General features: G+C 39.8%; 18 protein-coding genes and 2 tRNA genes. 2 read left to right on the forward strand and 18 right to left on the reverse strand.

Going from position 1 to position 23071, the window contains the following annotated elements; translation table 11 throughout:
- The 15 genes from VHO47_02260 to VHO47_02330 form a co-directional block, all read right to left on the reverse strand.
- Positions 1–687 (reverse strand): NUDIX domain-containing protein, encoded by a 687-nt coding sequence (locus tag VHO47_02260; protein HEX2977918.1) that lies wholly within the window; start codon positions 685–687, stop codon positions 1–3.
- Positions 688–783: 96 nt separating this feature from the next.
- The gene (locus tag VHO47_02265) at positions 784–2049 is read right to left on the reverse strand and encodes a hypothetical protein (protein HEX2977919.1); all 1266 of its coding nucleotides are present in this window, start codon (positions 2047–2049) and stop codon (positions 784–786) included.
- Between the two features lie 26 nt (positions 2050–2075).
- Positions 2076–3515: a hypothetical protein gene (locus VHO47_02270; protein ID HEX2977920.1), complete on the reverse strand. Its 1440-nt coding sequence runs from the start codon at positions 3513–3515 to the stop codon at positions 2076–2078.
- Positions 3516–3597: 82 nt separating this feature from the next.
- Positions 3598–7050 carry a DNA polymerase III subunit alpha gene (dnaE, locus tag VHO47_02275; GenBank protein ID HEX2977921.1) on the reverse strand — a complete coding sequence of 1151 codons (3453 nt, stop codon included), beginning with the start codon at positions 7048–7050 and terminating at the stop codon, positions 3598–3600.
- Positions 7051–7233: 183 nt separating this feature from the next.
- A complete protein-coding gene (locus VHO47_02280; GenBank protein ID HEX2977922.1) occupies positions 7234–8730 on the reverse strand; it encodes a right-handed parallel beta-helix repeat-containing protein in 1497 nt (498 codons plus the stop codon).
- 44 nt (positions 8731–8774) lie between these two features.
- Entirely contained in the window at positions 8775–9227 is a 453-nt protein-coding gene (locus VHO47_02285; GenBank protein ID HEX2977923.1) for a hypothetical protein, read from the reverse strand.
- A 9-nt stretch (positions 9228–9236) separates the two neighbouring features.
- Positions 9237–10130 carry a YicC/YloC family endoribonuclease gene (locus VHO47_02290; GenBank protein ID HEX2977924.1) on the reverse strand — a complete coding sequence of 298 codons (894 nt, stop codon included), beginning with the start codon at positions 10128–10130 and terminating at the stop codon, positions 9237–9239.
- 53 nt (positions 10131–10183) lie between these two features.
- Positions 10184–10897: a YebC/PmpR family DNA-binding transcriptional regulator gene (locus VHO47_02295; GenBank protein HEX2977925.1), complete on the reverse strand. Its 714-nt coding sequence runs from the start codon at positions 10895–10897 to the stop codon at positions 10184–10186.
- Positions 10898–10905: 8 nt separating this feature from the next.
- Positions 10906–11925 (reverse strand): Holliday junction branch migration DNA helicase RuvB, encoded by a 1020-nt coding sequence (gene ruvB, locus VHO47_02300; GenBank protein HEX2977926.1) that lies wholly within the window; start codon positions 11923–11925, stop codon positions 10906–10908.
- A 73-nt stretch (positions 11926–11998) separates the two neighbouring features.
- The gene (gene rodA, locus VHO47_02305; GenBank protein ID HEX2977927.1) at positions 11999–13114 is read right to left on the reverse strand and encodes a rod shape-determining protein RodA; all 1116 of its coding nucleotides are present in this window, start codon (positions 13112–13114) and stop codon (positions 11999–12001) included.
- Positions 13115–13172: 58 nt separating this feature from the next.
- Positions 13173–14042 (reverse strand): hypothetical protein, encoded by an 870-nt coding sequence (locus VHO47_02310; protein ID HEX2977928.1) that lies wholly within the window; start codon positions 14040–14042, stop codon positions 13173–13175.
- A 20-nt stretch (positions 14043–14062) separates the two neighbouring features.
- A tRNA-Pro gene (locus VHO47_02315) sits at positions 14063–14139 on the reverse strand.
- Between the two features lie 93 nt (positions 14140–14232).
- Positions 14233–14751, reverse strand: a complete 519-nt coding sequence (locus VHO47_02320; protein ID HEX2977929.1) for a hypothetical protein — start codon at positions 14749–14751, stop codon at positions 14233–14235.
- Between the two features lie 16 nt (positions 14752–14767).
- Complete coding sequence (locus tag VHO47_02325; protein ID HEX2977930.1) at positions 14768–14908, reverse strand: hypothetical protein; 141 nt, start codon at positions 14906–14908, stop codon at positions 14768–14770.
- A gap of 16 nt (positions 14909–14924) precedes the next feature.
- Positions 14925–15000: transfer RNA gene (locus VHO47_02330), tRNA-His, on the reverse strand.
- Positions 15001–15184: 184 nt separating this feature from the next.
- Here VHO47_02330 and uvrA point away from each other — a divergent pair.
- On the forward strand, positions 15185–17791 hold the full coding sequence (gene uvrA / locus VHO47_02335) for an excinuclease ABC subunit UvrA (GenBank protein ID HEX2977931.1): 2607 nt from the start codon (positions 15185–15187) through the stop codon (positions 17789–17791).
- Between the two features lies 1 nt (position 17792).
- Here uvrA and VHO47_02340 read toward each other — a convergent pair whose 3' ends face one another.
- Complete coding sequence (locus VHO47_02340; protein ID HEX2977932.1) at positions 17793–19028, reverse strand: WD40 repeat domain-containing protein; 1236 nt, start codon at positions 19026–19028, stop codon at positions 17793–17795.
- A complete protein-coding gene (locus VHO47_02345) occupies positions 19025–20227 on the reverse strand; it encodes a WD40 repeat domain-containing protein (GenBank protein ID HEX2977933.1) in 1203 nt (400 codons plus the stop codon). Before VHO47_02345 ends, VHO47_02340 begins: the two co-directional genes overlap by 4 nt.
- Positions 20228–20404: 177 nt before the next feature.
- Between VHO47_02345 and VHO47_02350 the strand changes: the two genes are divergently transcribed.
- Complete coding sequence (locus VHO47_02350; GenBank protein HEX2977934.1) at positions 20405–21319, forward strand: hypothetical protein; 915 nt, start codon at positions 20405–20407, stop codon at positions 21317–21319.
- Position 21320: 1 nt separating this feature from the next.
- Here the strand turns inward: VHO47_02350 and VHO47_02355 are convergent, their stop codons facing one another.
- Entirely contained in the window at positions 21321–22985 is a 1665-nt protein-coding gene (locus tag VHO47_02355) for a hypothetical protein (GenBank protein ID HEX2977935.1), read from the reverse strand.
- Positions 22986–23071: the final 86 nt, after the last annotated feature.

Consider the following 23071-nt stretch of genomic DNA (forward strand, 5'->3'; position numbering starts at 1 on the left):
TTATTGAGCAGAGTTTTTTGTTGGGTTAGATAATTTTGCTTGCGGTTTGCATACTTTTTGATCCGCAGTCTTCTTAGTGAGCCTATTTGGATAGATTATTTGAATGACATCATCGTGATGCGCTTTAAGAACATCAAAGATTTGCCTTCTTATTTGCTTTTTTTCATAGAAAGCATGTAAGCGATCGTTTGTTTTTTTGATAGTTTCCATAAATTCTGAAACTGGCACCCATTCATAATCTTGCTTTTCATAATGTGGCACTTTATATGCTTTTGTGAAGGTTTGTGCCGGAATATAATCTACATGGGCAAGATACATAACATAATATTTTTTTGGATGGATAACTTTTCCCATAATCCTTCCTTTGATATAATCAATGCTGCTTTTTAAGCAAGAAGCATCGGCTTTTTTCTCTAGATTCTTTAGGCCTGATGCAAATTTGCCAAACACATATCTAGTTTCTTCCGAAAATTCACGGCTAGCGGTTTCTAAGCAATTTTCCCCTTGTTCATATCTTCCACCAAAATCTGCCCATACGCCATTCGGCTCTTGGCCGATCAAAAAAAATGCTTTTCCTGAGCTGTCGTAATAAAATGGCAATATGCCCCCGTTTACATGCATTTCTTGCGAGTAAGAAACGTAAAAAAAGAGGCAAGAAAGTAATATTAATTTAATCTTATTTAACATTGTATTCCTTGTGTAAATTGATTTGGTAAGGTCTCGATTGTTACGCATTTTATTTGAGTTAGATAGCATCTTCTTGATTTGATCATAAGTATCCTCTCAAGTCACTGCATTAATTCTTGCGGCTAATCTATTTAAAGAATCCTCCAGATTTCCAAGTTTCTCTCTGATGCTTGACGAAGGTTCTTTTTTTGATTGCTCCATTTTTTCTATGATGGCATTTAATTTAGTTTTATATTCTTGTTCTTTTTGAGGATCCATACTTGAGTATCGATAAATAATAATACCGCTATTAGGATTCAAGAGCTGATCGTTGGTTACTAACAAACGAGCTTGATAATAGTTCAAGAATGGTAATGAGGCAGGTGCTTTTTTATATGTTTGTAAGAATTCATCTAAGTAGAATTTGCCCGCACGCACATTTTCAAGCAAATTATTTACCATTGTGACTGTCGCAGGGTCTTTCTCTTTCCAATTCTTTTTTATTTCATTAATAAGCTTATTTATCTCATCCGGATAAATTTGATCAGCTCTGCTCAAGCTGAGATTGGGCCGCTGGAAAATCGCACTTATAAATGGTACGTCAAACGGAATCCCTTGGCGCCAAGAAAGGTATCCAATTGAATTGACCATTTCTTTTGGTATAAAAAGTTGAAAGAGATCGCCCATCCCGGTTTTTGTTAACTCCTGAAGTGCAAGAAGTTCATTAGAGAATGCAGTTGAATAACCGAATGATTTGAGAGAAGCGTCTAGCCATTCGCGTTTTGCTCTGGCCCATGGTTGCGGGTGATTCAAGTAATAATAAGTAGATTCACCTGTAAAACCTATGTTGCCAAAGAAGGCTAAATTGGTTGAGACTAAAATCGTTTTAAGACGAGTAAGGTTATCATCCACTATGCCGTTTTCTTGTATCTCTTGAATCAAGAAATCGGTGACATCTTTATATTGGTTGTAGATTGGATCGTTATAGGTGTACCGGATAAATTGAAACGATTTATTAGACAATGCGCCGACGTTACCAACTTTTCGTTTATAAAGTTTTCGTGTAATATCTTGAAAAAGGCGCAGATAGGGAACCGCAGTATAAAAAACATAGTGGGTGTTCTTCATTTCCATTTCTTTGCGAAGGCACTCTTGTATGATTTTTTCATTTTGTGCGAGCTTTTCTAATGTTTTGACCTTTTGCTGTATTCTAGGTACGCTCAACTGAGCTTGTGATTGCGTAAAGCTATAACCTTTTTTTTCCGCCGCCTTTACCGCATTAAAAAGTTGCGCAGCTACTTGTTCATCAGCTGTTTCCGCATGGAGTAAAGAAGTCGTTACTAAACATACATAAAATTTTAGTGCATTTGATTTTAAAATCATTTTTTACTCCGTCTTATCATCATTTACTAAAAAGCGCTCGTGAGGTTTTTCAATTTAACAGTTAAATTTTTTAATGAGCCTTCGAGATCAGTATCGGTTACGGGCACTATTTTTTTAGATGCGACTCGATCCTGTTCCATTTGAACAAAAATCGCATCTAGAGCTGCTTCATATTCTTGTTTTGTTGCAGGAGCAATCGGGTAATAACGATAAATGAGTACACCACTTTCAGGATTGAGGAGCACCTCGTTTGTTATTAATATACGTCCTTGCAGCCAATTTTTATGAAGCAAGGCGTCTGGATTATTTTTATAGCGACGAAGCATAGCATTGAGGCTGTACCAGTTATCTGCTGCTTTTTTTGCAAAATCGCGCGATAAGGCTAGCGCAGATAATTCGCCTTTCTTGAATGCTTCGATGAAATTTTCAACAGTAGGAAGAACATAGGTACGTCCGGGTTGTTTAATTCCTCCAGTTTGAGAAAGATCAAAAATCATCCCATCATTTACACCGAACGTCATTTTGGGCATATTAAATAATCTAGGGAGTAAATCAAGATCAAATGGGAGTCCTAGACGCCATGAAATGTACCCTATCTTATTAACAAACTTAGCTTCTTCGGGCTTTGGATTAAGCTGATTTGTGGGCGCAGGAATAAAAATTTGTATGAGATCACTCGGCAAGTAACCTTGCGCATCCGCAAGGAGATTTTCTACTGTTAAAAGTTCATCGGCAAATTTCCCTGAATATCCAAAACTATTAAGTGATTCAATCAGGGTAGTTCTTTTGAAATCTTTCCAAGATTGTTGAAGTGCCCACGGTTGAGGCTCATTGAAAAAATACCAGGTCGATTCTCCTGTAAATCCAATATTGCCAAAAAGAGCCAGATTTGTTGAAAGTAAGAGCTTTTTCACTTCTAGCTGACGATCATTAATTATTCCATATTTATTTATTTGGTCACGCATGAATAATGCGGTGTTGGAAATGGTGTTAAATTCAGGATTATCGTATTGATAACGGACAAATTGGAAAGCGTCAGTTTTTAATGCCCCTATTTTGCCTCGAGTTGCTTCATACATTTTCAAAACAATGTCTTGAAACATATGGAACGTTGGGATTGCTGTATATACAACATAATAATTTGCATGATCTATTTCTTGTTTGAGTGCAGCATTGATGAGTGCTTGATGCTCAGCCAAGCCGAAAGTCTTATCAACAAATTGTGTATTTCCTGTTGTCTTTCGGATATTATTCGCATAATCATCTGTTGCTAAGTGAACGAGCGATTGCGGATAAGGCGGTTTGTTAGCTTTAATATAATCTTTCGCTTTTTGCTGCAGTTCACGAGCGAATACCTGATCAGCAGGTGTTGGGTTAAATTTTTGTGCTGGTGGCACTTGGGAAAAAAGTGATGTGCAAAAGAAAAATAAAGCTGAAAAATTAAAAACGAATTTGTTTATTCGCATTATAGGCTCCTTACAGGTAACCTCTCTATTCTCTCAAAAGAGGCTTGCGGGAGTCTACATAATGCTCATTTTAAATAGAACATTAAACAATCAGTTTAACTTCTGCTGCGAGTGATTGTAAAAATTCTATGGTTGCAGCATTGAGCGCAATAGTCTGATTTGTTTTTAATTGAAGCAGCTTGCTATTCTCATCAAACTGAAGATAAAGCGGTACGCTTCCAGGCGTCAATTGCGCTTTTAATTTTGGCAGTAATTCATTATCAAGAACCGAAGGCAATTTAATTGTCGCTCGTTCTACTGGCCAATACTCGAAAAAAAGATCGACCGGTACGATTTCATTCGCTTTTATCTTGCACTGATTCATACTGCTCGGATCGAGGACGCCTTTAACTAAAAATACTTGATGGGTATCGAGCCACTGTTCAACTTTTTTAAACACGCTTGGGAAAACAACAATTTCCGCTTTTCCTGTCGCATCCTCAAGCTGCAGAAACGCCATGCGATCACCTTTTTTGGTGACGATTTGTTTTGCGCTGAGTTTCAAGCCACACGCGGTTGCAACATGCATATCGGCCGGTGCTAAATTTGTGGCGATTGCTCGTAGCTCTTCAAAAGTACTGCACGTAAATAGACTCGTATATTTTTTGTAAGAATCAAGGGGGTGTGCGCTCAAATAAAATCCTATAACTTCGCGTTCTTTTTCTAGTTTTTGTTTATTTTCCCAATCAGCGCGTGGCGCAAACTGGTATGTTGGAATTTCCGCATCAGCATTGCCTGTTTTTGGTGCGCCGGTATCAAAGAGGCCCATTTGGCCGGTAAGCCGAGATTTTTTCAATGCCAATGCGCGCTCAATTATCGTCTCAAGCTCTTCTGTTTTTTGTGCGCGATTTCCGGGCAAGGCGTCAAAGCCTCCAGCACAAATTAAGTTTTCAATCACTCGTTTATTAACGGTGCGTAAATCGACGCGCGAGCAGAAATCAAGAAGATCGGCAAACGGTTTTTTTTCACGTTCAGCCAAAATAGTTTCGAGTGCCGCCATGCCAACGTTTTTAATTCCGCGTAAACCGAATAGAATCGCCCCATTGACCACATCAAAATCGATTTGCGATTGGTTAACATGCGGCGGAAGTATTGGCAAACCCAAATCCTTTGCTTCTTGCAGATAAAATGACATTTTTTCAGGATGATCAGATTCCAAGGATATCAAACAGGCCATAAATTCTGCGCGATAATGCGCTTTTAAGTAGGCCGTTTGATATGCAATGAGTGCATAAGCCGCAGAGTGGGATTTGTTAAAACCATAACCAGCAAAATAGGCCATTAAATCAAAAAGTTCGCCCGCTTTTTGGCCATCGAACCCTTTTTTAATGGCGCGATCCAGAAATATTTGGCGCTGCTTTGCCATCTCTTCAGGTTTCTTTTTTCCCATCGCGCGGCGCAAAATATCTGCTTCTCCAAGAGAATAGGAGCCAATGGCTGAAGCAATTTTCATTACCTGTTCTTGATAAACAATAACGCCATAGGTTTCTTGTAAAATGGGCGCAAGTTCGGTAAATAAATATTTAATTTCCTGTTTTCCGTGTCGACGCTGAATATAATCGTCCACCATGCCAGAACCGAGTGGCCCTGGTCGATAAAGCGCGTTCACGGCGATCACGTCTTCAAATTTATCGGGCTGCAATTTGATAAGCACATCTTTCAGGCCATCAGACTCTAATTGAAATACGCCCGATGTTTTTCCTTGGCCGAGCAGTTGAAATGTTTTTGCATCATCAAGCGGCAATTTATCGATATCTAAAAGAATCCCATGATTTTTTTCGATTAATTTTATAGCACGATCGATGAGCGTTAAGTTTTTGAGTCCCAAAAAATCAATTTTCAAAAAGCCGATGCTTTCAAGTTCGGTCATTGCAAACTGTGTTACCAGCTCGGTACTTTTTGGCGGAACATAAACGGGCAGCACTTCATCTATCGGCGCAGGAGAAATTACGATACCAGCCGCATGTTTTGATGCGTGCCGTGTTAACCCTTCAAGCTTGAAAGCGATCTCAAAAAGTTTTGCAGCGCGCGGATTTGCATCAACCATTTCCTTTAAGCGCGGCTCTTGATCGAACGCTTCTTTAAGCGTAATTTTTAATTGTTCAGGAATTAAATTTGTGATCGCGTTTGCATCATCAAATGGAATTCCAAGTGCGCGGGCAACGTCTTTTACGACGCCTTTTGCAAGCATCGTACCAAACGTAATAATTTGGCCCACTTTTTCGTGCCCATAATGATCACGCACATAATTGATCACTTTATCGCGCCCCTCGATGCAAAAATCGATATCGATATCGGGCATTGTGATACGTTCAGGATTTAAAAATCGCTCAAAAAGTAAATTATATTTTATCGGATCAATGTTAGTAATTTGAAGAGCCCAAGCAACAAGTGAACCTGCAGCAGATCCGCGACCCGGCCCGACCGGAATTTTATTTCGTTTTGCCCATTGAATGAAATCGCTCACTACTAAAAAGTAGCCGATAAATCCCATTTTAGTTATCAGATTAACTTCTTCATCAAGGCGTGCTTTATAAAAATCGTAGTTTGCACGATCGATGCGCTCTTGCTTGAGTAAATCTTCAAAGCCAATTTCGCATAAATATTTAAAGAATGATTCTTGGGTGTGCTCTTGCGGAATTGCAAATTCTGGGAAAAATAGTTTGCCCGTTTCAAACTGGAAGTCGCACATATCGGCTATTTTGCCAGAGTTCCAAACCGCTTGTTCATGATCCTTAAAGATCTCTAACATTTCGGTTTGTGTACGCATATACGCGCGGCAATCGCCAAAGGTGAAGCGGTCCGGGTCGGTCATTTTACTTTGCGTTTGCACCGCAAGCATCACTTCATGTGCTTCGCGATCTTCGGCATTTACATAATGGCAATCGGCGCTGGCAATTAACGGAATATCTTTGCGTGCACTCCACTCAAAAAGTTTTGCATTAAGCACTTTTTGATCATGTTGATCCTCTGGCTGCACTTCAAAATAAAAACGATCTTTACCAAAAACCTGCATAAACCAATCCATCCGCTTTTCAGCTTCAGTATCGTTCCCTTGCATAAGCAAGCTTGGAATATGGCCACCAAGGCAAGCGGTCGTCGCAATTAATCCTTCAGAATGCTTTTCTAAAATCCCATAATCGATGCGGGGTTTAAAATAAAAACCCTGCTGATACGCAAACGAGAGCAATTTGCATAGATTTTGATATCCCTGTTTATTTTGCACCAGCAGAATCAAATGATGATATTTTTTCTCAACGTTTTTTTGCGTCACATCATCGGTAAAATAGGCTTCAATTCCCAAAATAGGCTTGATATTCGCTTTTTTTGCAAGTTGGAAGAATTTGACAGCTCCAAAAACATTACCATGATCGGTAATAGCAAGTGCTTTAAGCTGCTGCTCTTTGCCAAATTGGACAAGGCGCTCCAGGGTAATGGCGCCATCCAAAAGTGAATAATCGGTATGCAAATGCAAATGGGTAAAATGTTGGGACATTGAATGTGCTGGTTAAAAGTGTTAAAAACGTGAGATCCAGTCTACGCGAATTGAGAAAAAAGTGGAGAAGTTTAAAAAGAAGTTGGCGCTGGGATGATAGTGCAACTAGGAGGTATGCTATTGCTAGGTCCATTGTCGAATTCGCCTTTTTATCCGGTACAATGTTTTTAGATTTAAATGAGGTTACTCAGCAATATTGGTCGTGAAATTAATTGGGGTTGCGGGCAATGGTGAAACCGCGACGTTAGTGATGCCATTGAAATTAGTGCCGTTATTGTTCGCAAAATTAGCATAAAATTTATTAAGCGGCGCTGTTACATTCAGATCGCTAAAGCCGAATGTTGTGTTTCCTGTTGCCGTATTGCTGCGAACTTGAAATGCGCGCGTTGCAGCAGCAAGAGCAAACCCAGAAACTGAATTGTTTTGCGCAAAATTATTGAGCACGATTCCGTCGGTGCCGCCTTCAAAATTAAATCCGTTACGATTATTTTTCGATTTGCAATTCTCAAGACTTATTTGGTTACAATTTGCTCGAAATCCATCAAATTGATTATTATCGGCAATGCATGATTCTAGCGATGTATTATTGTTCTCTATAGAAAAACCGTGTCCACTATTAATATTTCCGCTTGATTGGCATTGCTCATAAAGAAACCCGGTACATGCCGTTTGCTGAAAACCATTTCCTCGATTTCCGTATGCAACGCATTGGTTGATAAGAAAATTGGAGCAATTGCCAAATGAAAAACCAGGGCCGGCAGTCGAGCTTCCAATCCCCGTACCAAACGCATAACATTTTGAAATTATGGAATTCTGAGCGTTAAAAGAAACGCCATTTGAGATAAGAATTCCAGCTGTCCTGCATAATGCTGCAAAGCAATTGCTAATCAAACAGCGGTTAATTCCATTTGCTAAAATGCCTACGTTGTTATTAAAAAGAAAAACATTGTTTATCTCAATTTGCTGGCAGCCGGGAGAGAGAAATATACCATTGGATGCAAAATTGATCAGCGCACCATTCTGAATAGTTACATTGCTTCGAGCGTTTACCTGGATGCCGTTTATAGTCAATCCCGTGCCGCTCACGGTACCAATATTTGTGGCGTTGCCATTTGATGTATTATTTGTTCCAAAGTTTGGATTCGTATTGATCCCATTTATAGAATTTATAGAATTAACCGTATTATTATTCTGATTTTGGTTAGTGGTAATATTTGGGAATGTACCGCTCGGGAGAGTGCTGATGCTTTGTATGTTATTTTGAAGGTTTCCAAAAGTTGTATTGTTCTGAAAATTGGTGCCAACGTTTGTGATCGCTCCGCTGTTATTACTTGCTATAATATAGTTGCCAAATCCGCTAAGGGTTTGATTATTTAAATCAAGAACTACGTTGTTTGCGTTGATGGTAATGAGCGTTGCGCCCGGTCTTGATAGGGCAATATTTTCAACAACGCAATAAGTTCCTGCAGTATTAATAGTATACGGTATGTTTCTCGAATTAATTTGCGTTGAGAGAACGCAATTGGTCCGCACTTGATCAGTTGGATTTTGATCGATAAATGCCGTTATTGCTTCTTCAGTTTTACTAATAATCTCGGTTTCATTATTATCATCCTGAGCATTTAAAAAAGATATGTTGCACAATAAAAAGAACACAAACAAAAAATTAATATTTTTCATGGAACTACTTTTCTGCAACGAGTGAACAGATGATTAGCTCATTTCTAGCCCAGCCGGCAACGCAGAGTCAATGATTTATAAATAGGAGGAACTAGGAGTGCGGCCCCTGGGATTAATGTTGTAATAGCTATGCCCAAGCAGGTACGCCTCCGCTGATTAAAATTTGCATACTGCGGCCTCAGCTTTGCTCCTTCATCTTTAAGATTACGTCGCCGATGCGGGATGCTTCCTAACAGCGATTGGCCAGTTTGATCACTCTGGGCACGAAGCATAATTTTTTGATTGTAGAGATTGATAAGTAGATTATTATTGGCAATTTTAAGATGCGCTATTTTTTTTGCTTTACGAAAATTATATTCACCGTAGATGCATGAAGCTAAAGAGATGGTAAGGAAAGATAAGGCAAGTTTTTCACTCATACCATTTTCGGCAAAAGAGGGTATGGCAATTATGAAAGAAAGAAAAATAGCAGTGCGTTGCGTGAATCTGAAAGTCATCTCAATTGCTTATACAATATTTTGAACTTGCTCGCGGGCTTTTTCTAGCTCTACTTTAATATTAATTGCGTGAGTGCTGATTGCAGCATCGGAGCATTTTGATGTGATGGTATTTATTTCGCGTGCCATTTCCTGCAAGATAAAATCGAGGCGGCGCCCCTTTTCAATTTCTGGAGCGTGCACCGTTTTTAAAAAAGTGGTCATATGGCTTTTGAATCGAACAATCTCTTCGTTAATATCGATTTTATCGAGTTCAAAATAAAGAGCATTGCGTTGTGAGTCGGCCATTTCTTGATTACTTGTATCAAGTGTTGCCAAACGAGCAGTAGTTTTCTCTTTTTTAGCCTTCATGAAAATCGCCGCCTCTTTTTCAAGAATCGCCATTTCTGCGTGCGAGTTTTGCATGCGCTTTTCAAGATCTTTCAACAAAGCAGCTCCTTCAACCTCGCGCGTCTTATCAAGCTGGGCGATTAAATCGGCTAGCGCTTGCATAATCGGTGTGCGCAGCGATTCATCGGCAGTTTGTTCTTCAAAGGTGAAAATATTAGGAAGTGAAACGATATCCGAAAGCATAGGCTCGCCTTCTATCTTGGTGCTTTTCTTAATTAACTCTAGCGCATTCAGATAGCTTTTGACTGTTGGCATATCGACTTGCACCGGGCCTTTGAACGAATTGGCACTCATTGCATGAATAAGAAGCGTAACATGCCCGCGAATAAGATGTTCTTTGAGCTGCTTGATAAATTCAAGTTCTAAAAACTGCAAAGCGTTTGGCATTTTGCAGGTAGTTTCAAAAAATCGAGAATTGAGCGATTTAACGCTCATCGTCAGTAAAACGGTCGACCCGTCAGCTTTTTTAAGTTGAATATTTTTCAGGGCAAAACCGGTCATACTGACAACCATAAATATCCTTTAAATTTCCAGAAAGCGTGATATTAATTTTTTTTGAGGTGATTTTATGATCCTAAATTGGTGTAAACGTTTTGAACATCGTCATGCTCTTCGAGCTCATTGAGAAACTCAACCGCTTTTTCCGTTTGCTCTGCGGTAAGTGGTGTTGTATTTTGCGCTACCCATTCAATTTCAGCGCTTTCAATCTTGAGCCCAAGTGATTTAACGACTTCTTTAATCGATTCTAATGCTTTTGGTTCGCATGTGATTGTAAAAAGATCGTCATCTTGAGACAAATCTTTGATATCAAAATCGATTAATTTTTCCATCAATTCATCTTCGCTGCTTTTTCCCATCGCCTGAACCACGCCCAGCTTGTGGAACATCCAACCGACCGAGCCCGCTTCGCCAAGAGAGCCGCCTTTTACGGTGAAAATGCGACGAATTTCGGCAACGGTGCGATTTTTATTATCGCTGAGCGTATCAACCATGACCGCAATTCCGTAGGGCCCGTACCCCTCGTACATTTGTTCTTCATAGTTCGCGCCCGGTAGTTCGCCAGTACCTTTTTTTACGGCACGCGTAATGTTTTCCATTGGCATGTTCGCTTCGCGCGCTTTTTCTATCAAAAGGCGAAGGCGAGGGTTGCCTGATGGATCACCGCCGCCACGTGCAGCTACAGAAATTTCCTTACTGAGGCGCGAGAAAACTTTTCCGCGCTTATTATCAATGGCCGCTTTTTTGCGTTTTATCGTTGCCCATTTGGAATGACCAGACATACATTCTCCTAGATGGAAAATAAATCTTTTTGCCCAAGAAACTTGTTTCTTAAATAAGATAATGCCTTATGGGGAATCTGTCGACCCCTGGCCGTCTTTTCAAGATAACATTTTCTCATTAAAAACGGCTCAATTACTTCTTCTATCGTATCTTTGTCCTCCCCAATGAGCGAAGCGAGGGTTTCAACGCCGACCGGCCCGCCATTAAACTGTTCGATAATTCTCCGCAAAAGCATATTATCGATGGCATTAAGGCCATCTTGATCTATCCCTAAAAATTCGAGCGCTTTACCTACCATAATATCATCTGCGGGCACATCATGCACTTGCGCAAAATCTCGCACGCGACGCACAATCTTTTTAGCGATACGTGGCGTGCCTCGTGCGCAGCGCGCGATCATCAATGCTGCATTTTCCGATATGCTTAGTTTTAAGAATTGAGCGCTTTGCATAATAATTTTTTGGAGTTCTTCATCGTTATAAAAATCGATCCGTTCAACAATACCGAACCTACTGCGTAAAGGAGCAGAAATCATGCCACTTTTAGTTGTTGCTCCAATGAGCGTGAACGGTTGAAGCGGGAGCGTGACCGTTTTTGCCCCGGCTCCTTGCCCAATGATGACATCCACATTAAATTGCTCCATCGCGGTATAAAGCACTTCTTCTACGTTTGATGGCATGCGGTGAATTTCATCGATAAAAAAAATATCTCGCGGCTCTAGATTGGAAAGGAGCGCAACTAAATCACCGGTTCTTTCTAGCATCGGTCCGCTTGCAATTTTGATACCAACGTTCATTACATGCGCCATGATGGTGGCAAGCGTTGTTTTTCCCAATCCAGGAGGCCCAAAAAGTAAAAGGTGATCCAATGGTTCACTGCGCATTTTGGCAGCTTGGGTATACAATGCTAATTTTTTTTTAAGTTCTTCTTGCCCTAAATAATCTTCGAATGTTTTGGGTGCAAAATCGTGCGATCGCTCTTCAAGCGTTTCTTGTGTGAGCAGCGTTATTGGTGAAACATCGTTCATAATTAATTTCTTTTTGCTGAGAGTGCGTTACTGAAGTCAATGTATCGAGAGGATGGGTAAAACGCAATGATCATTAATCACCAATATAATATCGTCTGATGGTTATACCATTGATCCAACCAAGACTCGCGAGCGTTATCCACAGATTTGAGATACCGTAACTAATGAGCGGAAGTGGAATTCCAACTACAGGCAGTAAACCAGTAACCATCGCAATATTAATAATGCATGCTAAAATGCAGTGAATTAAAAGACCTAATGCTAGAAGTTGTGGAAAAAAGCTTTTTACGGTACTAATCAAATATAAAATGCGTGCAAAAAGAAGCATATATAAAAAAATAATTACAAATGCCCCCAGCAATCCCCATTCTTCGCAAATGACAGAAAAAATAAAATCGGTACGGCTTTCCGGTAAAAACATTAATTTATTTTGTGTCCCTTGCAGAAAACCTTTTCCCGTGATTCCGCCAGAGCCGATCGCGATTTTCGATTGCTCAATTTGATATCGTTCTTTATGCGCATCTCCTTCACCCAAGAAAACGGCGATTCGTTGTTTTTGATACGGTTTGAGGAATTTCCACATAATCGGAGCGCAAAGAGCTGCTGCTAAAAATCCCGCAATAAACAATTTTTTATCCAGGCCCGCGATCCAGAGCAAGATCGCGCCTGCGAATGTAATTAAAAGAGCGGTGCCAAGATCTGGTTGTTTTCTAATGAGAAGTGCGCTTACTGCCAGTACAATCATGATGGGAAAAAAATCGCTCATCGAATATTTAGGAGAATCGTTTTGAGAATATAAATGATTCGTAATAAACGCAGGGAAGAAAAGTTTGGATACTTCAGATGGCTGAAATTTAAAGAAAACAAGATCGACCCATCGTTGCCCGCCCATGCCGATCGAGCCTTTTACCAGAGTGAATATCAAAAAGCCGATCACTGAAATATATAAAAAATATCCCCAGCGCATTAATGTGCGATAATCTATAATGCAAAAAAAGAAATAAATACCGAGCGCCGAGCAAGCACCAAAAAATTGTTTTTTAAAAAAAATAGAATAGGGCATTTCTGGTTTAGTTGTTGCGCTATATATAAAAAGAAGACCTATGCTCATTAAAATGAGCATGAGGCCAAAGCTTATCCAATCGAAATAACGTATTGAGCGACGAACAGCTTGCAGTAATTCGGTCATCCTCTTCTCCGTTCTTGAGTGCTTCCAAGTTTATGGAAAATTGTATCTAATGATAAAACTAGTTTTCAAGAAGAGAAGGATCTGGCAGCTGAGCAAACTTAATAGCTGCACATTCATTTTCTGATGCCAGTATTGAATAATACGAAGATGGGAGAGATCTTTCCTGCATTCCTTGATAGATTATTTTATAATATTGTTTGAAGAGATCTAGTGCGCTATTTTCAAGAGAATAGGTAAGTTCACCAAACTCATTTTTTCCATCATGCGCTTGAAAAATAGATTCATCAAGCATAGCAAAAATCGTGTGACGGACACTTTCGATCGTTTGCGCCATATGTGAGTTTTTTTCTGAATTTGCATCGTTTTCAAGTGCGCTTAATGAATCAGCTACAGCACGCATGTTCTCTGATTGGCGCCCATAATTGTTTTGTGCTTTAGTTAGCAATTGCATAATCTTATTTTTTTGAGCATTGCAAGATTTTATAGCTACATTTGCTGCTTGCTCTGCACACGATTGGAAAACTTTCAATAACTCTCTATTAGAATGATTCGATAATTGATCGATGACATTTTCATGAAGCGCGATGATTGTTTTGATTCGTGGGTGCAAAGCTTGGATGTTATCAACAGATATTTTTAAACCTTCGATACCTACCTGATCAAAACTGCGACGTATATTTTTTTCTGCTACAAGGGCAAAAGTTGCTAATTCATTTGCATAATAAAGGCAAGCTTTTTGCGATTGAGCGCGATAAATAGAGAGGAAAATAACGTTGCTCAGTAACTGAATTTCTTGGTTGGTGAAAGAATTATCGATCCAGATTTTTTTCTCGATCGTGGGAATTAGTTCATCGACGAAACTATTTTCAGAAAAAATACGAGCGCTGAGTGATAGAAAAACAATAAGTAGAGGGAATATTTTTTTCATAATCGGGTATATAAAAAAAATGGTCGGGGTGGCCAGACTCGAACTGGCAACCCCTCGCTCCCAAAGCGAGTGCGCTATCCAATTGCGCCACACCCCGACTAATATTTATTGACGTAAAAGAAGTGTATCTATTTTTTTTATCTGTTGCAAGCGGAATTACACCATATTTACGAATTGCTGCTTTCTGAATTTAGTGAATTTCTAGGTTGCTTGTTATCAGGTTTATTTGCAGGTCGATAACAGGCTTTATCGTTGACTCGTGGGTGTTATACACCGTGTTGCCGCATGAAATAGCATCGTTATTTGGCAGTTTATAGCTTGCAAATGTCGCATTAATTTTGACACTTGTCGGAATCAACGGATTAGTAATAACTTTTACCGAGCTGCAAAAAGAATCGATGATTATGTTATGCGGAATTTCTGGATCAAACGCCCGTAGATCGATAGTTAAACTACTAAAACCGATTCGATAATTTTTTTCTATACTTTGATGCGTAATGGTAGAACTTGAAAACCAAGTTGCTGAAGGATTGACTTCGTTTGTTTTGAAGGTAGTGATAACTGAAAATCCTAAATAAATGAGCAGACCGCCAAAGAGTATTCGCACTACCGGTAAATCGATGCCAAGAAGAGCTTTCAATAATACTGAAATACCAAAAATAATGAGAAGCGTGCCCCACAAGAGTTCGGAGGTTAAAAGTGCTTTCACGAGATGTATCCTTTTATTAAATGAGCATTGAAATGCCCAGCGCTATAAGAATAACGCCAGGAAGAAATCGCATCGGTAAGTCGATGCCGGCAGATTTTAAAATCATTGAGCCGCCGATAGCAATAAGAATTGAACCTGAAAAGAAACTTGAGTTCATAAATAACTTCTTAGAATGGGGTGAATGGTGGGGATCGAACCCACGGCCACCAGAGCCACAACCTGGTGCTCTACCAACTGAGCTACATTCACCATTAATGTAGTCAAAAGTATACGAGTTTTCGGGCAAAATGCAAATTTTTAGAAAAAAAGGAGCATCCGTGGTCAGTCTTAGAGTTGCGGGTGCGTTTTGCTTTTTTTTCTAATGCGTGCTATTTTGAATAGATGCGGATTTTGCAAAAATTTGATAATCGCAATTTGAATTTGGTGGTGGGTTATGAAACAGTCAGATAAGAAAATAGAGCAAAATGAACGTAAGTCGACCGAATGGATTATTATTCGCGGTGCTCGCGAGCATAATCTAAAGAATGTCGATGTCGAGATCCCAAAAAATAAATTAACAGTTATTACCGGTCCATCCGGATCAGGCAAGAGCTCCTTGGCCCTGGACGTTTTGTATACTGAAGGTAAGCGACGCTATATGGAATCGCTTTCTTCTTACGCACGTCAGTTTTTAGGAATAGCCAAAAAGCCTGAATTTGACCGCATAGAAGGGCTGTGCCCAGCAATTGCGATTGAGCAAAAAACCGTTGGCGCAAACCCACGTTCAACCGTTGGTACCATTACCGAAATTGCCGATTATCTTCGTTTACTTTTTGCACGTATTGGCGTCCCCCATTGCCCTAACTGCGCAACAGAAATTAAGCCAGAATCCCCAGATAATATTACCAATGGCGTTATAGCGAAATTTGCCAAAAATGTGGTGACCGTAGCAGCTCCCGTGGCTGTTGAAAAAAAGGGTGAATATCAGCAAGAATTATTATCTTTATTCGAGCGAGGTTATTACCGTTTTGTAATCGATGGTGCATCATACAAATTTAATAGTGCAGATGAGATCAAGGCCATAAAATTAGCTAAAACTTACAAGCATAGTATCGATGTTTTAATTGATAGAATTGAGATAGGCGAAAATGAGCGTGCTCGTTTACAAGAAGCGGTTGAAAAATCGTTTAGCCTTGCAAACGGCATGTGCAAAATTATTGTAGGTGAGAAATCGCACCTCTATTCATCAAAGAGGATGTGTTTAAATTGCTCAGAAGCGTTTCCTGAGATTGAACCACGTTTCTTTTCATTTAATTCACCAATTGGTGCTTGCAAAGAATGTAATGGTTTAGGAATTATTCATCTATGGCCATGGAAAGAAGATGATCCAGATGCATGGAAATCAAAATATCCAGATTTCTTTGGTTCATATGCGCAAGAGCAAACGTGCCGCGCTTGCTTGGGGCGTAGATTGAATCCGTACGCTTTAGCGGTGAAAATTGGCGGAAAAAATATTATTGAGATAGGCGAGCTTTCTATTAAAGACGCGGTAAAATTTTTCAATACTATTTCTTTTGATGAAACAGAACGCATTATAGCAGAAGGTTTGATTAAAGAGATTCGTGGCCGTTTACAATTTCTTAATGATGTAGGTCTTTCCTATCTTTCTATAAATCGCTCAGCTCGAACACTCTCTGGTGGCGAAGGGCAGCGAATTCGTTTGGCAACACAAATAGGATCATCGCTTAGCGGTGTTCTGTATATTCTAGATGAACCAAGTATTGGTTTGCACCAACGCGATAACGATAGGCTTATTAATACTCTTAAGATGTTACGCGATCAAGGGAACACGGTTATCGTTGTGGAACACGATTTTGACACGATGTTACAATCCGATTATTTAGTTGATATGGGGCCAGCTGCTGGAACATTGGGCGGTAAAATTACTGCGGTTGGTACGCCAGAAGAAATAAAAAAGAATCCTAAATCGCTAACGGGCGCTTATTTATCGGGAGAACGCGCAATACGAGTTCCTGCAAAACGTAGAAATGCCAACGGCTATTTAACGTTGAAACATGCGACGCGTAATAACTTAAAAGATATCAGTGTTTCATTACCGCTTGGTGTAATGTGCTGCGTTTCAGGCGTATCCGGCTCTGGAAAAAGTACCCTTATTCTTGATGAGTTGGTAAATGCGTTGCAACGCGAACTAGCTTCGGGTCGGAAAGCTGCCGGAAAATCTGAAGGCACAACCGATCTTGAAGGAACCGAACATCTAGAGTCGCTCGTAGTAATTGATCAATCGCCAATCGGTAGAACACCTCGATCAAATCCTGCAACCTATTTAGGAATCTTTGACGAAATTCGTAAACTCTTTGCGAACTTGCCAGAAAGTATGGCCCGCGGTTATAAAGTGGGTCGCTTTAGCTTTAACGTGCAAGAAGGGCGCTGCTTTGAGTGTAAAGGGGACGGCACCATAACGGTATCAATGCAATTTTTAGCGGATGTCGTGATGACCTGTAAAAGTTGTAAAGGCCAAAGATTTAATGCTGAAACGCTGGCAATTACCTATAAAGGGAAAAATATTGCCCAAGTTCTTGATATGACCGCATTAGAAGCAGAGCAATTTTTTGCAGCGCATAAAAATTTGGCAAAGCGATTATCATTGATGTGCCAAGTGGGCCTCGATTACGTAAAATTGGGACAACCATCGACAACACTTTCTGGTGGTGAAGCTCAACGAATAAAGTTAGTGGATGAACTTGCAAAGCGTGGAACAAAAACGCTCTATATCCTTGATGAACCGACAACAGGTTTGCACACGAACGACATCGAAAAGTTACTCGAAGTGCTTAATCGATTAGTTGATAAGGGCAATTCGATGATTATTATTGAACATAATCTTGATGTGCTCAAAACTGCCGACTACTTACTCGACCTAGGGCCTGAAGGTGGCGACGAAGGCGGAACGATTGTTGCGCAAGGAACCCCAGAAGCGGTAGCTAAATCGACTAAAAGTCATACGGGTCGTTATTTAAAGCCGCTCCTTAAACTTGCATAGGCTAAAGGGCAGATTCTTTTTCTAGGGAATCGTATGCTTTAGTAAAAGATTTCTTTGCAAGCGGTTTTCCTGCTAGAAGCTCAAGGAATTCTCCCTCATACGTTTGATAAGTATTTTGGTCATACCATTTAGTTTGTGCAACGATTGACGAACCGTTATCATTATGCGCCAGATAAACTATTGATGGATGCACTTCATCAGTTTCGTAAAGATTTTTTACAAGTGCCGATGGTGCTATTGATGATTCAAGCGTAGTTATACTAATAGGTTGATTCGTTTTTCGCGTATCCCACACATATATTTTACCATCTGGTATACCAGTTCCCGAGGTAATATACGGCTCCTTGGGATGGAATGTTAATGCTGTAATAGGTGTTGGATGTTGCAATGTACTTAAGCAAGCACTCTTTTTTGATAATTCAGGATCCCATAGGCGAACCGTTTTGTCTTGCGACCCGGAGCCAATCGTTGTTTGTGTATGTTGCAGTTTCGTGACGGAATTTTCGTGCCCGTTTAATTCCGTAATTATTTTTTGCCCCACTAAATCTCTCAGATAAATCGTCGCAATCGATTTATTATTTTCTAAAAAAGTCGTATGTGTTAATGAGTCCCTATTAAATATATCTGCAAGATCGATCTCCCCCGAATCAATAAGCTTTTGAGGAACGAGTTTTTTTTCAGTTGCATCATTTTGGGTATAATAAATAGTGCCAGATTCTTCAGGGACTATAATAATCCTTTTTTTATCTGGAAAGAGAACTGTTCTGATGGGTGTGCATCCAAACTCATTTAGATGCTCGAGTGTGCTTGCATTCGATAAACTTATGATCTTTTTGTCCTTATTGTAAAATGCGATAAGATCGTCTTGGCAAGAAAAAGAACCCTTGTAGCATTTCAGATCAAAAATTAATAAGCCAGTTTTCCAGTCAACTAAATGCGACTTTATAATTGCGCGAGATTGTGCCGGGTTCAGATCGGTAATTTTACTAAACTCTATACTTTCTTTTTGCTTCTCGCTTTGTTGTTTTGTTGTTCTAAAAAATTTTTGCCAACCAACAGCTATTTTTGCCATCATGGTCGGATTAAAATATTCACCAGAATAAGAATGGCCTAGCGTAGGAAGTTGTTGCTCCGTATATTCTTGCGTGGATTTTGATTTAAACAGCAGCGGTTGCTCCATGCAGTTGGAAGCACGAAAAAAAAACAAACAAAGAAATGCTCTTAGAGATAGTTTCACTGAGCATTCTCCGTATCATTCTGCGATTTTGCTGCAGTCACGTCACCTTGGAGGCATAAAAGTTTTTCGAATCGTTTGTGCGGGATATCAAGCTTATATGCGACGTTCCAGAGATCTTGTATTATAATCGAATCTTGGTTCCACGAAAGCAACATGGGCGGTGCGTTTTGCTTAAACGGCCCAGTAACAATATTAGCAATAGATTCCTGTTTTGCGATATTCCAAACTCGTATTTTGCCGCCGTTTTCACGGCTACCTGTCAAAAGGAGTTTATTATCTGGACTGAAAGCTGCAGAGTGGACAGGTGCATTATGCTTCAAGCTGCACACAAATTGGTTTTCTTTTGTATCCCAAATAGTAACGCGTCCCGTGTGCTCGTCATTTGTTGCTGATGCCAGCAGGGAGCTATTTTTGCTCGGCGTTAATGAGTATATTTTTCCATGAAAACCTACGAGCGATACATGCCGAATAACTAAATCGTTTGCGAAGGTTATTACATCGATGCAACGTTCGATTCTATTATCTTGATCGCAATTCGTAGCGATCAATAACTGCTTGGTGCAAGCTGAAGATGCCATTATTTCGATAGGAAAATCTGTTACAAAAAATCGTTTTTCCAAACTATCGAGTTTAAATATGTCTATGTTGTTTTTTTTGGGCGCATACATCAAGAAAGTATCATCAGATAAAAAAAGTGGTGTAAGTGCAGCAGTTTTTTTATCTAGTTGAAAGGGTAAGCGACGTGTGTGTTTAGTTTTTATGTCGAAGATAAATATCTTAAAGCTTTTTGTGCCTTGCCTGATAAAAGAAAGAAAATTGTTCGATGGTGAAAGCGCAAAATTCGTGTCTTTTTTTTTATGCCATTGGCTTGCAGAGATAAAATCAATACGGCTATTTTGGGTGATGCCAATTTGGTGGTCGCTTGAAACGCTTATCAAGGCGGGAATGCTATATTTTTTTGTAGGTAATGAATAATCTGCGATAATTTTATCCTTTTTTTCGGTTAGTTCGGGGAGTAGTTTATTCAAATTTTCGATGACCATTTGTTCTTTTTGAGTTAGCTCGTTCGCTTCTTTTAACTGATACGAAATAAGTTTGCGTAAAATACACTCAACAAGCGTGGGGGGAGATTTGTGCAGAGCGCCGTGGAGATTGGCAAACGCAAAGCAAAAAAGCATGAAAACGGAAAATGCTCTCATCTCTAACCCGCTAAATTAAAGTTTCAGTATGTAAAATAATAATACAATATATAAATATTTAATTTCAATTATTTATATGAGATTGCAAGTTGATATATACTTGGCCTAAGCTATTGACGCCGAGTGTGCGTCATTTACACTGGATAGGTTGGGAAGTTTTTTACAAAGGAAGATGATATGAATATTGGCGTTTTATCAAGAAGCCTATTGTTGTGGCTCAGCGTTATTGTTTCGGCTTTACAAGCTGATCAATTAGTTCAGTCATTCAAAAGAATAGATAACGCCAAAATCAATTACTTTAAAGCAAAAGTTGAGTGGGAAATTAAGAGAGGCAAGCTCATAAAAAAAGCGATGGTTGGTGCAGCAGTGATTGGAGCTGGTGTGGTGGCATATCAGTGGCTTTCGGAGCCAGTGATCCCGCCTCTGCCTTGCCCGAATATTAAGGGTGAACTTAATTGCGATGAAGTTATAAAAAACTTTCTTCCTAAAATCGATCTTATTATTGTCAAGCAAGAGGCAATGTCTAAAACAATAAGTACTATCGCACCCAATGGCGATTATTCTCTCGGTGGATGGTTCCAATGGGGCAAAACGCTTTTTTGGGGTGCCCTGATGAATCAGCTGGCAATCGCAAGCCTCTCGCCATTTGGACGCTATTTTAAAATGTTTGATGAGTCGGTTGATAAAGTTGTCGCTCGCTTGTTTCATGAAAGCCGGTTGACTTGGTATTTGGCGCATCGCGTATCGTTGCCGGTAGTTTTTGCTGAAATAGAAAGTATGGCCGAGCGAATCGATAATAATCAGCCGGTGCTCACCGAACTAAAGACTGATTGGGCCCTTTTAGTTATTCAAATAGAGTCGATTTTGGGCTTTATGGAGCATAGAATGAGTTCTATGGGTTCTTATCTTCATGAGCGCGGTTTGCAAATTTCTCAAAGCGTGAAAGATGCTGTAGATGAGACAGCAAGCAGCTTAGAGCAGCTCGTCATTTCATCGCAGCCTATGTACAAACAAACACTAGGCGCTATGCGAACGAAAATTGATCAGCAGCTTCATGCTTTTGCAGATATCGAGACCATAGATAGCAATTAATTCAAGCAGTTGCGGGTAATTGATACCCATATTTTTTGGTCAATAATTCTTTTAAGAGCTCTTCCAAAATTTGCTGGTTTTCCTTAATCGTAAACTCTGCAAGACCACAAAGTTGATGAACTTGTTCTTTCGTGTACGCAAAGTTGTACGTATTGCAGTAGTTTTGGTTAATGCAAATTTCTGGATCAAACTCAGTGCAATAAAGTTCATTCTTTATTCTTGGAAAATAAACGATTATCGGTGTCTCAGGATCATTTGGATCACTAAAAATATTTATTGGTTTCTGATCGATCCCCTCATAATTTATTTTCGGGAATTTCATTCCTTTGCGGCGAGCGTATCGTTCGGCTCGATAAAGCTCGGGAGCACCGCTGACCGAAGCTGATGCATCATAAATAATAATCATATCTACTTTGCGAGATGCTCGTAAAAGAGGGGGAAGCGGTAAATTAAAATCTATGCCAGCATCAACTAACACCATCTCATGCTCATCTCTAATTGGGCTTTTTGTATGCTGATAGGTAAAGTTTTCTAAAATCGCAGGGAAAAGCCTAATATCGCCAAGAATTGAGTTTAAAACAAGCATGGTAATTTTCTTAAGCGGTAAATACAGGTAAGATGGCAGATCCGATTTCACTTGCGCGATGTTATCGGCGGTCATGCGAATGACGTCTTTTAAATTCAATTCGAATGCTGAGCCGAAAACGCCCATATAAAAACCGAGTGTTTGCTCTGGAGCATTATTTACTGAGACGCCTTCTTTGAATTTTCGCCCAAATGCCCATGTTGGAACATATGATTTTAAATAGGCGCTGCCAACTTCAAACGGTGTAAATTCGATCCATTCGTATGGTTGAATGTTTGAGTGAATCGCTGTGTAAATAGGCATTGGTTTTGAACCATCAGAAATGAGAGAATGCGATTCGCTAATGGTGATGCGCAGTGGATCTTCTACGGTGTGATTAAGAAGCGTATTTGCAAGAATGTGGCCATAAATATCTATTACCGAGATGAGTTGTTTGAAGTACATTTTATTAATTAAATGCTCAACCATTTGGCTGACTGTTTTTATACTTGAAATTTGCGCCATTCCGCCTGCAAGCTGTAATGAAAGTGGTTCAAAAAAATCTTGCAATGTTTTACCCGACGCAATCCATGGCGCAATCGCCCATGTTGATCCAGAAAGCCCTGCGATGTAAAGCGCATTATTTAAGCCATTGAGTGAATGGGCACCGGTTAGAAAACCGATTGTCATGATCATCGCTCGAAATCCGCCACCGCTAAAACAATAAGCGATGCGTGGAACGCGATCGTCATCCAGTTGTATATTAAATTTTTCCTCCATGTATTTTTTTACAATAGAAAGTCGCTTATCTACGTACGCTTTTTCTTGCGCGCATAATTCATCGTTCGGGCAATATCGCACGTTTGCAAGCTCATCTGCGTGCGGATAATTCTGCAGACTATTAAAAAAAGTATGAGGTAAGTTTATTAATGCTTGATGCACTTCTTTGGTGGTATCCTTAAGCGCATGATAAAAATCAAGAATAAATTGCGGCAGACGTTTCACATTATTTTGGTTCAGATCGTCAAATGTATCGTACAATAATGGTGGGGCTGCATGGCTGCTCAGCGCAACGAATAATATTAGAAAACGAAGCTTCATTCGGTTCTCCTTTTTGTGCGCAAATCCTACTCATTTTGCAAGATTATTTGCAATAATAGTGATAAGCTAGTGCATATTTTGCAGAG

This window comes from Candidatus Babeliales bacterium (assembly GCA_036260945.1).
Lineage (GTDB): Bacteria > Babelota > Babeliae > Babelales > JACPOV01 > JACPOV01.